The organism is Rhodanobacter sp. DHG33 (genome assembly GCF_014843005.1).
GTDB lineage: Bacteria > Pseudomonadota > Gammaproteobacteria > Xanthomonadales > Rhodanobacteraceae > Rhodanobacter_A.
On sequence record NZ_JACYXM010000003.1, the window covers coordinates 156,892 to 169,477 of the forward strand.

11 protein-coding genes and 1 tRNA gene are annotated in these 12,586 nt (G+C 67.6%); 6 read left to right on the plus strand and 6 right to left on the minus strand.

The genetic code is table 11. From position 1 onward, the window contains the following. Nucleotides 1-6: 6 nt before the first annotated feature. The 6 genes from IHE46_RS06945 to IHE46_RS06970 form a co-directional block, all read right to left on the minus strand. On the minus strand, nt 7-1,251 hold the full coding sequence (locus IHE46_RS06945; protein WP_192163908.1) for a glycoside hydrolase family 57 protein: 1,245 nt from the start codon (nt 1,249-1,251) through the stop codon (nt 7-9). Further along, on the minus strand, nt 1,248-2,546 hold the full coding sequence (locus tag IHE46_RS06950; protein ID WP_192163909.1) for a glycosyltransferase family 4 protein: 1,299 nt from the start codon (nt 2,544-2,546) through the stop codon (nt 1,248-1,250). The genes IHE46_RS06945 and IHE46_RS06950 overlap by 4 nt, the downstream gene beginning before the upstream one ends. 37 nt (nt 2,547-2,583) lie before the next feature. Then, a complete protein-coding gene (locus IHE46_RS06955) occupies nt 2,584-4,908 on the minus strand; it encodes a glycoside hydrolase family 15 protein (RefSeq protein WP_192163910.1) in 2,325 nt (774 codons plus the stop codon). Beyond that, on the minus strand, nt 4,905-5,951 hold the full coding sequence (gene gnd, locus IHE46_RS06960) for a phosphogluconate dehydrogenase (NAD(+)-dependent, decarboxylating) (protein WP_225562866.1): 1,047 nt from the start codon (nt 5,949-5,951) through the stop codon (nt 4,905-4,907). Before gnd ends, IHE46_RS06955 begins: the two co-directional genes overlap by 4 nt. After that, a complete protein-coding gene (gene pgi, locus IHE46_RS06965) occupies nt 5,948-8,257 on the minus strand; it encodes a glucose-6-phosphate isomerase (protein ID WP_192163911.1) in 2,310 nt (769 codons plus the stop codon). Before pgi ends, gnd begins: the two co-directional genes overlap by 4 nt. A gap of 303 nt (nt 8,258-8,560) precedes the next feature. Next, a tRNA-Met gene (locus IHE46_RS06970) sits at nt 8,561-8,637 on the minus strand. A 182-nt stretch (nt 8,638-8,819) separates the two neighbouring features. On the opposite strand from IHE46_RS06970, the gene IHE46_RS06975 reads away from it, so the two are divergent. From IHE46_RS06975 to ampE, 6 genes are all read left to right on the plus strand, one after another. Further along, nucleotides 8,820-9,380 carry an RNA pyrophosphohydrolase gene (locus tag IHE46_RS06975; RefSeq protein ID WP_192163912.1) on the plus strand — a complete coding sequence of 187 codons (561 nt, stop codon included), beginning with the start codon at nt 8,820-8,822 and terminating at the stop codon, nt 9,378-9,380. Between the two features lie 56 nt (nt 9,381-9,436). After that, nucleotides 9,437-9,643, plus strand: a complete 207-nt coding sequence (locus IHE46_RS06980) for a (2Fe-2S)-binding protein (protein WP_192163913.1) — start codon at nt 9,437-9,439, stop codon at nt 9,641-9,643. Between the two features lie 104 nt (nt 9,644-9,747). Further along, nucleotides 9,748-10,218 carry a bacterioferritin gene (gene bfr / locus IHE46_RS06985; protein ID WP_192163914.1) on the plus strand — a complete coding sequence of 157 codons (471 nt, stop codon included), beginning with the start codon at nt 9,748-9,750 and terminating at the stop codon, nt 10,216-10,218. A 77-nt stretch (nt 10,219-10,295) separates the two neighbouring features. After that, complete coding sequence (erpA, locus tag IHE46_RS06990; RefSeq protein ID WP_192163915.1) at nt 10,296-10,673, plus strand: iron-sulfur cluster insertion protein ErpA; 378 nt, start codon at nt 10,296-10,298, stop codon at nt 10,671-10,673. Nucleotides 10,674-10,686: 13 nt separating this feature from the next. After that, on the plus strand, nt 10,687-11,652 hold the full coding sequence (nudC, locus tag IHE46_RS06995) for an NAD(+) diphosphatase (RefSeq protein ID WP_192163916.1): 966 nt from the start codon (nt 10,687-10,689) through the stop codon (nt 11,650-11,652). 51 nt (nt 11,653-11,703) lie between these two features. Then, entirely contained in the window at nt 11,704-12,573 is an 870-nt protein-coding gene (gene ampE, locus IHE46_RS07000; RefSeq protein ID WP_192163917.1) for a regulatory signaling modulator protein AmpE, read from the plus strand. Nucleotides 12,574-12,586: the final 13 nt, after the last annotated feature.

The window sequence follows — 12,586 nt, forward strand, 5'->3', positions numbered from 1 at the left end:
GACATCTCACGCCGGCCGCGGTGCCGGCGCCCCCACCCGTTGCGCGAGATCGGCCAGCACGTTCATGTAATTGATGCAGGCGTCGTAGGGCGATTCGAACGGGCTGAAATACTGGTGCACGTCACCGTCGGCCCAGTGTTTGGTGGACATGTAGTAGGCGTGGTCGCTGGTGAGCAGCCGGCGCCAATCCTCCACCACGCGCACCGCATCCGCCGCATGGCGCGCATGGTGCCGGCGCACGAACGGCTCCAGCGCGAAGGCTTCGGCCAGCGCGGCGCGCTGGATCGCGTTGCCGTCCCATGCGGAGGTATCGCGCTCCAGGTCCGCCCAGGACACCGGATCGGGCAGGCTCAACGTCGCTGCGCCCACAGGCACCCGCGCCAAGGCTTGCGAGGGTGTGATGAAACGGAACCCGCCCCGCTTAAGCAGCTCGCCCGGCAGCGCACGCATGAAATCGAAGATGCCGGTATCGGCCCACTGGTGCTCGCCGAAGGTTTCGTAGTCCATGAACAAGCCGAGAAAGCCGCGGCCATCAGCCTCGGGCGGCAGCGCAGCGGCTTCGCCCTGCAGCCAGTCGGCGTAACGCTCTACACCGAGCGGCCAGGCCGCCCATTGCCGGTCGGAGAAACGGAAAGCGATGTCGTCGCTGAGCCGGTAGTGCCGGGGCAGCGCCACCAACGACAGCGCCGCGGCATAGCGCCACGGCGCGGCCACGTTGCGCGTGCCGAACAGGCGGTCGGCGCCTTCCAGGCACAGGCCGCTGTAGCCCAGCGCCGCCACCTGGCTCGCCACCGCGTCGCTCACGATCAGCTCGGTGTTGCGAAATACGCGGCCGGGTGCGCCAAGCAGACGGCGGCACACCGCACGGTGGTGCCGTACCTGCGCGGCGAATTCGCGCGGGCTGTAGAGCGCGGCCAGGCTGTGGTGCGAGGTTTCCGCCAGCAGCTCCACCTGGCCGGTGGCGAGCAGGCGGCGGAACGACACCAGCACCTCGGGCGCGAACGCGGCCATCTGCTCCAGTGCGGTGGCGGTGACCGAGAAGCTGACGCGGAAATGCGGGCGATGGCGCGCGATCAGTTTCAGCAGCAGGGCGTTCATCGGCAGGTAGCACTTCTCGGCCACCCGCCGCAGGATCCGTGCATTCGCTTCGTCGTCGAAATAATCGTGCCGACGGCCGACGTCGCGGAACGGGTAGGGCCTCAGCCGCCATGGCTGATGCACCTGGAAATAGAAGCAGACATCCAGACTCATAGGCCACCCCCGGCGAGGGTAGCCAGATCGACGCCGGCCACATGCGCATAAGCCTCCGCGATGCGCTGCGCCGACTCGTCCCACGACAACCGCGCCAGCTGCGCCTGTCCTTCTTCCACCAGCTGCCGCGCCAGCACCGGCAGGCGCAGCACCGCGAGGATCTGGTCGGCCAGTTTTTCGTGGTCCCAGAAATCCACCTGCAGGCTGTGCCCCAGCACCTCGCGCACGCCGGATTGCCGCGACAGGATCACCGGCGTGCCCGCACACAACGCTTCCAGCGCGACCAACCCGAACGGTTCGGACACGCTGGGCATCACCAGCAGGCTGGAGCGCGCCAGCAGCCGGTCCACTGCGCCCGGGGCGAGGAAGCCGCGGAATTCCACGCGGTCGGCGATGCCCAGCTCGCCGGCCTGCCGCTTCAGTGCGTCCAGCATGTCGCCGGTGCCGCAGATCAGGTAACGGGCGGCGGGATCGAGCCGCGCCACCTCGGCGGCTGCGCGCAGGAAATGGTCCGGCCCTTTCTGGAAAGTGAGCCGGCCGAGGAATACCACCCATGGCTGGCGGATTTCCGACCCCGATGGAGGCGCCGGCGGCAGCGCGTCCTCGTCCGGCGCGTTGTAGACCACACTCACCTTGGCCGGATCGATGCCGTAGCGCGCCAGCAGCAGGCCGCGTGTGTAGTCGCTCACCGCGAACACGTGGTCCGCGCGTTCGCAGGCGATGCGCTCGATCGCCGCGATGTCGGGATTCGCTCCGTCGCCGCTGCGGTCGTATTCGGTGGAGTGCACGTGCAGGAATAGCGGCAGGCCATGCCGGTCGGCGGCGGCCATCGCGGCGGGGAAAGTCATCCAATCGTGCGCGTGCACGACATCGGCCTGCGCATCGTCGGCGATCGCCGCCACGCGGGCAGCGAAAGAAGCCACTTCGTGACCGAGGTCGCTGCCGTACAACGCTGCCGCATCGCCGGAGCCGTACGCATCCACATCACGCGCTGTTCTCTCCGAAGGTCGCGCATAAGGCTGCAGCCTGGACGTCACGCCAAGCCAGCGCGGCACGCGCTCCCCCCGTGGCGTGGCGCCGTGCTCGAGCAGCCATTCCCGCGCGCCGCTGACCTGCAGCCGCGTCTCGCCCTGCGCCTTGCGGAAACGCGGGAGCACGAACAGCACGTCCGCACCGAGGTCGGCCAGGCCACGCGCGATGCCCTGGCTGGCCTTGCCCAGGCCACCCACGTAGCGCGGCGGATACTCCCAACCAAGCATCAGCACGCGCACGGAACCGTGGCGTTGCGAAGTCATGCGTATGCGTTCCGTTCGTTCGTTGCGCGCAGCCTGCTCATCCGTCTTTGGTTGCCGCCAGCGGCAACAGCAGGAGCGGCCAGTTGCGTCCTTCCCAGCCACGTTCGTCGAGGAAGCGGCGGGTGAACTCCAGCGTGCGCTGCGCACCCAGCGCCGCCACGTCCAGCTGCACGCCATGCAGCCCGAAGCCGATGGGTTGGCTGGGGTGGTCGTCCACCTGTTTCCAACCGTCGCGCCCCAGGTGCAGCACGAAGGGCGCGTCGGCTTCGACCAGCAGCGTGCCGTCGCGCTTCACCGTGCGGCAGGGCGCCTGCTCGCGCCAATGCGTCACCGCCGGCACGCGGGGCGCGGCATAGCGGTCGGCCACTGCGCGCAGGCGGTCCACCGGGCGGCCGAGGCGGATCGCGGCGACCAGCTTGATCAGTTCGGCATGCGCCCACGCCAGCGGCATCGCGCTGCCACTGGGGCGGCCGGGTTCCAGGCCGCGTTCGGGAATCGGCGCCGCATCCCACACCTGCTCTGGCAACATGCCTCCCTGGCTGGCGGAGGCGAGTATCGCGGCGAGGTAGGGCTTGGGATCCTCGCCGGCGAGCAGCGCGCAGAGCCCACGCTCGCCGCTGAGCAGCGGCCAAGCACGGCCTACGCCCTCGCCGTCGAAGGCACGGCCGTCGTCGTGTTCGCCGTAACCGTCCTCGTTGTAGCGGTGGTAGTACGGGCCGCCGGGCAGGTCCACGCGCAGCACGGCATCGACCAGGCGGGTGGTGTCGCGGATGCGCGGATCGTCCGGCGCGCGCAGGCCCATGCGCACCAGGTAGAGGTATTCCAGACCCAGCAAATCCTTCGCGGCCACGGTTGCGCGACCGCGGTTGCGCAGGGCCACGTCGCCGTCCTGCGCGGTCTGCCCGGGCGGTGCAATGCGCACGTAATGGCCGCGCGTGCCGTGCTGGCGATCGAGCTCGGTGTCGCGCGCGTAGGTCCATGACTCGATGCGAGCATTCCAGTCGTCGGCCAGCGACAGTGCGTGCTCCGCATCGTCCGCGTCGAGGAAACCGTGCGCGGCGCCAGCGACCAGCGCCGAGATGGCGACGGCGAGGGTGAACGGATTGATGCCGGGGTTTTCCTCCCAGCGATCCTGGGCGCTGAAAGGGCCGGTACGCGCCACGAAACCGAGGGCGCGGCGCACCATGGCGATGGCCTGCGGACGCAGGTCACCGAGTTCGTCGATCTCGTCCAGCCTCGCTGCCAGCAGCACCGGAAAGGCTGCCTCGTCGAGTTGTACGCCGCCCCAATAGGGACGTCCGTCGGCGTAGAAATTCTGCAGCCAGTGCCCATCCGGCTGCTGTGTGGCGATGAGATACGCGAGCAGCGCGCGTGCTTCCGCATGATGGTCGCAGGCCAGCATGGCGAAGCCCGATTCCACCGCATCGCGCGGCCACACCAGGTGATAGCCGCCGGGATCGTCGTGCGTATCGCCCCACGGCACGCTGAGGCTGGCGATCATCGCGCCGGGAAAGTCGCGGTCGCCATGGGTCTTGAGCACCATGGCAGCGCGGCGCACCGCCTCTTGCAGCGTGGGTTCGAGGCCGTCGCACCGGATGTTTTCCGACCAGCGCTGCCAGCCGTCGATGAAATCCGTACGCGCCGCCTCGAAACCGCAGGCCAGCGATGAGAGTGCCAGCGTGCGTGCGCCTTCCACGGTGCCGGCAAAGCCGAGCGCAAGCACGCCATCGTTGCCGGCCAGTTCGCCGACCAGCGCCACGTTGCCGTTGGACGCGGTGTCGTACTGCCAGGTCATCGCACCGTTTCGCTGGAAGTCCTGCCAGCCATCCGACGCACCCACATAGCCGGCGCTGGCGCGAGTGAAACCGCGGTCGGCCGCGAGCAGCAACGCGGCGCCGGGCTTCATCGCGGCCAGGCCCTGCGCTTGCACCTCGGCGGTATTGCCGTGGCCGGAGCCGTCCAGGTGTGGCGCCAGCAACGCGTAAAGCTTTAGGCCTTCGCCATCCAGCCGATAGCGCACCAGCACCACGTCGCGCTGCGGATCGGCCAGCACTTCCAGTTCCAGCCGGTAACGCTCGTGCTGGTGGACGATTTTCGGCAGCGGCAAATCAGGCGCAGGCGTGGTCAGCTCATACCGGTTCGCACGCTTCACCTCGGCCCAGAAACCGTCGCCCGCGACGATGAAGCCGAGGTCGCGGATCTGCGGCGTGCTGCACGAAGGCCAGTACACCTCGTCGAGGATGCCGCGGCCCAGCGTGTACCAGACGCGCGCCGGGCCGAGCGCGGTACCGACCAGGTCCTTGTCGCTGCTCGCCCAAGTAGGCGACAGCCCCGGCCAGCCCGGTGCGTTGGCGATGTTCATTTCGCGGGTTTTTCGTCGTGGCCGCCAAAGGCGTGACGCATCGCCGACATCACCTGGTTGGCGTATTCGTCGTTGCCGCGCGAGGTGAAGCGGCCGAACAGCGCCGCCGTGAGCACCGGCGCGGGCACGCCTTCCTCGATGGCGGCGAGTGCCGTCCAGCGCCCCTCGCCGGAGTCGGACACGCGACCCGCGTAATGCTGGAGCGTGGGGTCCTTGCCCATTTCGATCGCGGTGAGGTCGAGCAGCCACGAGCCGATCACGCTGCCGCGGCGCCACAGTTCCACCACCTCGCCCAGCGGGAACTCGTACTGGTAACGCTCGGGGTATTCCAGCGGCGAGGTCTCGGCGTCGGCGACCTGCTCCTGCTTGCCCACGTTGGCGCCATGCAGGATGTTGAGGCCCTCGGCGTAAGCCGCCATCAGGCCGTATTCGATGCCGTTGTGCACCATCTTCACGAAGTGGCCGGCACCGTTCGGACCGCAGTGGAGATAACCCTGCTCGGCCGGCGTGGGCTCGCCGGTACGGCCAGGCGAACGCTCCGCCGTGGCCACGCCGGGCGCCAGCGCGGCGAAGGCGGGCTCGAGGTGCCGGTAGGCTGCATCCGGGCCGCCGATCATCTGGCAGTAACCGCGCTCGCGGCCCCACACGCCGCCGCTAACACCCACGTCCACGTACTGGATGCCCTTCTCGTCCAGTGCCTTGGCGCGGCGCAGATCCTCGACGTAATGCGAGTTGCCGCCGTCGATCACCATGTCGCCCGGGCTGAGCAGCGGCACCAGCGTGTCCAGCACCTTGTCGACCACGGCGGTGGGCAGCATCAGCCACACGGCACGCGGGCTGGACAGCTTGCCCACCATCGCCTCGATCGAATCGGCGGCCTGCGCACCCGCTTTGGCGGCGGCGGCGCGCGCATCGGCATTGGTGTCGAAGGCCACGCAGTCGACGCCGGCCGCCTGCATGCGGCCCACCATGTTCAGGCCCATGCGGCCCAGGCCGACGAAACCCAGTTGCAGCTTGCTATTTGCATCCGTTGTCATGCTCATGCCTCGTTGTTCCAAAGTCGAAATCCGCCGATGAAAGCGTTGGTGTTGTCGCCGCGGCGCACGCCTTCGGGCAAGGTGTCCAGACGATCCACGTTGCCGCCGCCGAGCACCACGTAATCGGGTTCCAGCGCGGCACGCAGGGTCTCGATCTCCTCGAGCACGTGCGCGCGCCACTTCTTGCCGCCGCGGCGCTCGCGGGCGGCCTCGCTGACGTAGTACTCGTAAGTGTGTTTGCGGTACGGCATGTGCGCCAATTCCATCGGTTCGACCAGGCCATCCACGACCATCGCAGAACCTAGCCCGGTGCCAAGGCCGAGGAACAGCATGCGGCCGCCTTCGTAGCTGCCCAACGCCTGCATCGCGGCGTCGTTGACCAGCTTCACCGGGCAGCCGAAGGCCTTGGCGAAATCGAAACCCACCCAGCCTTTGCCGAGGTTGGCCGGCTCATGCACGATGCGCCCGTGCGCCACCGGCGCGGGGAAGCCGATGCTCACCGCGTCGTATTTCCAGCCGCGCAGGCTCTTGCGCAGGCCAGCGACCATCTGCTCGGGCGTCATATCCGGCCCGGAAGGGATCTTCACTTCCTGCTTGCGCCCGGTGCACATGGCCTTGACGTGGGTGCCGCCCACGTCGAGCACCAGCACGCGCCGGCCCGTCGCCGTCGTACCGGCTGCCGGTGTCTTGCCGCGTGCTCGGCGGTACCAGCGGATCGCCGCGTTGGTGGATGCATCGTGCGCCAGCGGCTTGCGCGGCGATTCGATCTCCTCGGCCACGCGCAGCGCGAGCTGCTTGCCCAGTTCCACGCCCCACTGGTCGAACGGATTGATGTCCCAGATCGCCGCCTGCACAAAGACGCTGTGCTCGTACAGCGCCACCAGCGCGCCCAGCGCAGCGGGCGTGAGCCGCTCGGCCAGCAGCAGGCTGGACGGCCGGTTGCCTTCGAACACCTTGTGCGGCGCGAGCTTGGCCGGCACGCCTTCCGCCTTCACCTCGGCCAGCGTCTTGCCCATCGCCAGTGCCTCGGCCTGGGCGATGACATTGGCCAGCAGCAGATCATGATGGTTGCCCAGCGGATTCAGTGCCGCGCCGAAAGCGATGAAGTCGCACGGAATGAGCTGCGTACCCTGGTGGATCAGCTGGTAGAACGAATGCTGCCCGTTGGTGCCTGGCTCGCCCCAATAGACCGGCCCGGTGGCGTAGTCCACCGCCTTGCCTTCCAGCGTGACGTGCTTGCCGTTGCTCTCCATCGTGAGCTGCTGGAGATAGGCGGGGAAGCGCTTGAGGTATTGCTCGTAGGGCAGCACCGCCACCGTGGCGGCATCGAAGAAATCGGCGTACCACACGCCGAGCAGGCCCATGATCGCGGGCAGATTGCGCTCGAGCGGCGTGGTGCGGAAGTGCGTGTCCATGGCGTGGAAGCCGGCCAGCATCTCGCCGAACGCCTCGGCGCCGATCGCGATCATGGTGGACAGGCCGATCGCCGAGTCCATCGAGTAGCGCCCGCCCACCCAGTCCCAGAAGCCGAACATCTGCTCCGTGGGAATACCGAAGGCGTTCACCGCTTTCTCGTTGGTGGACAGCGCGATGAAGTGCCGGCCCACCGCCTTCGCGTTCTTCTTGCCGGCCGCGGCCAGCAACCAGTCGCGTGCGGTGTGCGCGTTGGTCATCGTTTCCAGCGTGGTGAAGGTCTTGGAGGCGACGATGAACAGCGTCTCCTCCGGACGCAGGTCGCGCACGGCCTCGGCGAAATCGGTGCCGTCCACGTTGGAGACGAAGCGGAGCTGCAGTCCGCGGTCGCTGTAGTGGCGCAGCGCCTCGTAAGCCATCACCGGACCGAGGTCGGAACCGCCGATGCCAATGTTGACGATGTTGCGGATCGGCCGGCCGCCATAGCCCTTCCACTCGCCCGCGCGGATCGCGCCGGCGCATTCACCCATGCGCTTGAGTGTTTCCTGGACTTCCGGCACCACGTTCACGCCGTCGACCAGGATCACGCTGTCGGCCGGCGCGCGAAGCGCCACGTGCAGCACGGCGCGATGTTCGGTGCTGTTGATCTTCTCGCCGGCGAACATCGCGTTGCGCTTCGCTTCCAGCCCGCGCTCGCGGGCCAGCGCGAACAGGCGCTTCATGGTGTCGGCGGTGATGCGATGCTTGGAATAGTCCAGCCGCCAGCCGGCGCCTTCGGCCGTGAAGCGTTCGGCCCGCGCCTCGCCCTTGGCGAACAGCTCGCGCAGATGGAGCTTCGACACCGATGCGTAATGGGACTGCAGCGCCTTCCAGGCCGGGCTTGCGCGCAGCGGGCTCACGCGGCTGTCTCCCCGACCCGGCGGATCGCGTCCGGCTCCCATACCCAGCCATGCCACCTCGATGTGAAGATCATGCCTTGCATCGCAAAACTCCTTTCAGCGCAGGTTTGCAAAGCCGGTGCGTCGACGGCTCCGGCCATCGATGGAATCTTCGCGGGATACGTGAAGTTGTGCCAGCGTCACCGTAGCCGTCAAGCCTGTCAGCGCCGATGTCAACTGCAAATGAATGGAGTGCGGCTGAGCCCGTTTCTGCTGCGGGCAACAAAAAAGCCCATGCGCTGCATGGGCTTTTCCGGAATTGCATGGTGGCTATGGGTGGACTCGAACCACCGACCCCAGCATTATGAGTGCTGTGCTCTAACCGGCTGAGCTACATAGCCATGGGGCGGTCGCCGTGCCGGATCGCAACGATGCCGGAGGCGGGGCGCGGCAGTTTAATGGCGCGCACGCCCATGTTCAAGCCGTCCGGCTTGCCGCGGTCCGGCCTGCGTGGTTGAATCGGTCCATCGCCTCGCACGCACCGGCTGCCGCCGTTGCGCGGCTTGGCCACAGGATTGACGAGATGATCGACGTCGATGGCTACCGTCCGAATGTGGGCATCGTGCTGCTGAATGCAGACGGCCGCCTGTTCTGGGCGCGCCGCATCAACCGCGACGGCTGGCAGTTCCCGCAAGGCGGCATGCGCAGCGACGAAACGCCGCTGGAAGCCATGTACCGCGAGCTGGAAGAGGAAACCGGGCTGGCCCCCGAGCACGTCGAGGTGCTGGCAGCCACCCGCGGCTGGCTGCGCTACAAGCTGCCGCAGCGCTACGTGCGCCAGCACCAGCGCCCCACCTGCATCGGCCAGAAACAGGTGTGGTTCCTGCTCAAGCTGGTCGGCGCCGAAGATACGCTGCGCCTGGATGCGAGCGAAAAGCCGGAATTCGACATCTGGCGCTGGGTGGACTTCTGGTACCCGGCCGCCCACGTGGTGAACTTCAAGCGGCAGGTGTACGAGCGCGCCCTGCGCCATTTCGCGCCGCTGGTGGAAGGCCTGTGCCAGGTCGAACTGGGCAACGCGCCGCCGCGCGAGGCCGGCGACGAGGCGCCCGGCGAAGCGGACCACGGCTGGCGGGTTGCCTGAACGGCGCGGAATCGGCGCCCTCCGTACAGTTGACAATCATTCGCATTTGCGTTCTTATGCGCGGCATGTACATCTGCCTGTGCAACGCCGTTACCGATCACGACATCCGCCGCGAAGTCGCGGACGGCGTGCGCTCGTTCGGCGAACTGCAGGCGCGCACCGGTTGCTCGGATTGCTGCGGTTGCTGCGAGTCCGAGGCCCGCGCCTGCCTTTCGCAGGCGCTAGAGCAAACCGCCCTGCCCGCCTTCGTCGCGGTCGCCTGACCTCTGCAGCGCCGTTCGTGCGCGCGAACCATTGCCATTAGCGTTCCGCCGCAGCCCCGGTGAACTTCGTATAGTCGCTCCTTCCCCTGCACACGGAGACGGCCATGAAAGGCGACGCCAAGGTCATCGAATTCCTCAACAAGGTGCTCTACAACGAGCTGACCGCGATCAACCAGTACTACCTGCATTCCCGCATGTTCAAGAACTGGGGCTACGGTGAGCTGGCCGAGCACGAGTACAAGGAATCCATCGAGGAAATGAGGCATGCCGATCGCCTGATCGAGCGCATCCTGTTCCTCGAAGGGCTGCCCAACCTGCAGCATCTCGGCAAGTTGCGCATCGGCGAGAACGTGCCGGAATGCATCCAGGGCGACCTCGACCTGGAGCTGGTGGCCTCCAAGGACCTGCGCGAAGCGATCGCATACAGCGAAGGCATCGCGGACTACATCAGCCGCGACCTGTTCAAGGGCATCCTGCACGACGAGGAAGAGCACATCGACTGGCTGGAAACCCAGCAGAGCCTGATCAAGGACATCGGCACGGAGCGCTACCTGCAGAGCAAGATGCAGAGCTGACCCGGGCGAGAGTTCATGCCATCGCAAGGCGGGCGAAGTATCCTTGTACCGCCCGCCAGCATCCCCATGTGAGTGCCATGGATACCGTCGTTCCGTTCCCCACCGTCCCCGATTACCGCAGCAGCGGCGCACCGCTGGTGTTCACCGAGGCGGCCGCGCGCAAGGTGCACGAGCTTATCGCGGAGGAAGGCAATCCCGGTCTGAAGCTGCGCGTGTACATTTCCGGCGGCGGCTGCTCGGGCTTCCAATACGGCTTCACCTTCGACGAGGCCCAGGCCGAGGACGATTTCGCGCTGGAGCGCGAGGGCGTGACCCTGCTGTGCGACCCGTTGTCGCTGCAGTATCTCACCGGCGCCGAGATCGATTACAGCGAAAGCCTCAATGGCTCGCAGTTCGTGATACGCAACCCGAACGCGAAGACCACGTGCGGCTGCGGCTCCTCGTTCTCGACCTGAGCGCCGCATACCCATGTCGGCGACGCCGCCCAATATCTTCGCCGGACTCAGCCTGATCCTCGACCGCATGGCCGAACGCCGCGACGACGCGGCATGGCTGGCGGCGCAGGCCGAAGCTCCGACAGCCCGCTACCTGCTGCTCGATGCCACGAGTCGCGCCTTCCTGCATGCCGACCGCGATGCCTTGCGCTGGCTGGATGCCGCGGAACACCAGCGCCTGTGCGCCGACGTGACGCCCTACCTGCTCGGCATCGCCGGTGACCGCCCGTATTTCCTGCTGACGCTGGAAAACGACATTCACGCCGACGCGCTGGCCACCGAACTGCACGCACGCCGCGCCGGCCTGCGCGAGACCGGCCTGCTGCTGGCCGCCGACGAGGCGGCCCTGTTCGCCTACGCCAAGGGCCTGGCCCATTGGCATCGCGAGACACGGCATTGCGCGTACTGCGGTTCGCCGCTCCTCGTCGTTTCCGCCGGCCACCGCCTGCATTGCACGAACGCCGCCTGCGGCCGCATGCATTTTCCGCGCACCGACGCGGCGATCATCGTGATCGTGGAGCACGAAGGCGCCTGCCTGCTAGGTCGCCAGAGCGGCTGGCCGCCAGGGCGCTACTCCACATTGGCGGGCTTCATCGAGCCGGGCGAAGCCCTGGAAGATGCCGTGCGCCGCGAGGTGCTGGAGGAGTCCGGCGTGCGCGTGGGCGCGGTGCACTACCACTCCTCGCAACCCTGGCCGATGCCGGCTTCGCTGATGGTGGGCTTCACCGCCGTGGCGCTCGACCCCACGATCCGCCTGCGCGACGGCGAACTGGAAGAGGCCCGCTGGTTCACGCCGCAGCAGATCGCCGACGGCATCGCTGATGGCAGCTTCATACCTTCCCCCCCTTTGTCGGTGTCCTACCGACTGCTGCAGCACTGGCTGCGCGAACGTGCCGGCATGGAACTGGACGCGCTGGCCGCTGCGCGCGCAGCCATGTGACGGCAAGACGCCTCGCATACAATGCGAGGCGATTTCACGGAGTCCCCGCGCATGGCCCTTCGTCTGCTCGCCGCCCTGATCGCCCTTGGACTGCTGCACTGGCAGCCGCGCCTCGCGCATTGGCGCAACGATGGCGGCTTCCGTCGCTGGGTCGCGCAGTTGAGCGATACCGCCGGAGCCGGCCGCGTGACGCTGGCGCTGCTGCTGCCTTTGCTGCTGTGCGCGCTGGTGATGTGGCTGCTGCGGCACTCGCCGCTGTCCGACCTGCTGGAACTGCTGTTCGTGCTGGCGGTGCTGCTGTTCTGCTTCGGTCCGCACGCATTCGAGGCCGATCTTGAAGCGATCCTCCATGCCCCGGACGGCGCCACCCGCGAAACCGCCGCGCAGGCGCTGTCCGAGGACGGCGAGCACGTGCCGTGGCGCGCGATCGAGCTGGGCGAGGCCACGGTCTACGCCGCGTTGCGCCGGCGCTTCGGCGTGCTGTTCTGGTTCTTCCTGCTCGGACCGCTGGGCGCATTGCTATATCGGCTGACGCGCGCTCTGGCCCACGACGACGCGTTGCGGCTGGACACCGAAGCGCGAGGCATCGCCCGCCAGTTCGCCAACGCACTGGACTGGATCCCTGCGCAACTGATGGTGTTCACGTTGGCCCTCGTGGGCCATTGGGATGCGGTGATCGGCGCGTGGCGCCGCTGGCAGCAGCAGGCCCTGCCGAACAGCTGGCTCAACGAGGGTCCGGGCTTCCTCGGCGCCGCGGCGCGCGCGGACATCCAGGTCGACATCGAAGGCGGCGAAGGCTATGCGGAAGAACGCAGCGACGCCCTGCTGGAATTGCGCCGCCTTCGCGGCACTCTGCTGCGCGCACTGTTGGCGTGGCTGAGCGTGGTGGCACTGATCGTGATCGGTGGCTGGCTGCACTAGGCAATACGCAGGA

What these genes read in the sequence shown, in the direction of transcription:
- IHE46_RS06945 (WP_192163908.1), bottom strand. Translation starts at nt 1,251, where the DNA reads ATGAGTCTGGATGTCTGCTTCTATTTCCAGGTGCATCAGCCATGGCGG.
- IHE46_RS06950 (WP_192163909.1), bottom strand. Translation starts at nt 2,546, where the DNA reads ATGACTTCGCAACGCCACGGTTCCGTGCGCGTGCTGATGCTTGGTTGG.
- IHE46_RS06955 (WP_192163910.1), bottom strand. Translation starts at nt 4,908, where the DNA reads ATGAACATCGCCAACGCACCGGGCTGGCCGGGGCTGTCGCCTACTTGG.
- gnd (WP_225562866.1), bottom strand. Translation starts at nt 5,951, where the DNA reads ATGAGCATGACAACGGATGCAAATAGCAAGCTGCAACTGGGTTTCGTC.
- IHE46_RS06975 (WP_192163912.1), top strand. Translation starts at nt 8,820, where the DNA reads ATGATCGACGTCGATGGCTACCGTCCGAATGTGGGCATCGTGCTGCTG.
- IHE46_RS06980 (WP_192163913.1), top strand. Translation starts at nt 9,437, where the DNA reads ATGCGCGGCATGTACATCTGCCTGTGCAACGCCGTTACCGATCACGAC.
- bfr (WP_192163914.1), top strand. Translation starts at nt 9,748, where the DNA reads ATGAAAGGCGACGCCAAGGTCATCGAATTCCTCAACAAGGTGCTCTAC.
- erpA (WP_192163915.1), top strand. Translation starts at nt 10,296, where the DNA reads ATGGATACCGTCGTTCCGTTCCCCACCGTCCCCGATTACCGCAGCAGC.
- nudC (WP_192163916.1), top strand. Translation starts at nt 10,687, where the DNA reads ATGTCGGCGACGCCGCCCAATATCTTCGCCGGACTCAGCCTGATCCTC.
- ampE (WP_192163917.1), top strand. Translation starts at nt 11,704, where the DNA reads ATGGCCCTTCGTCTGCTCGCCGCCCTGATCGCCCTTGGACTGCTGCAC.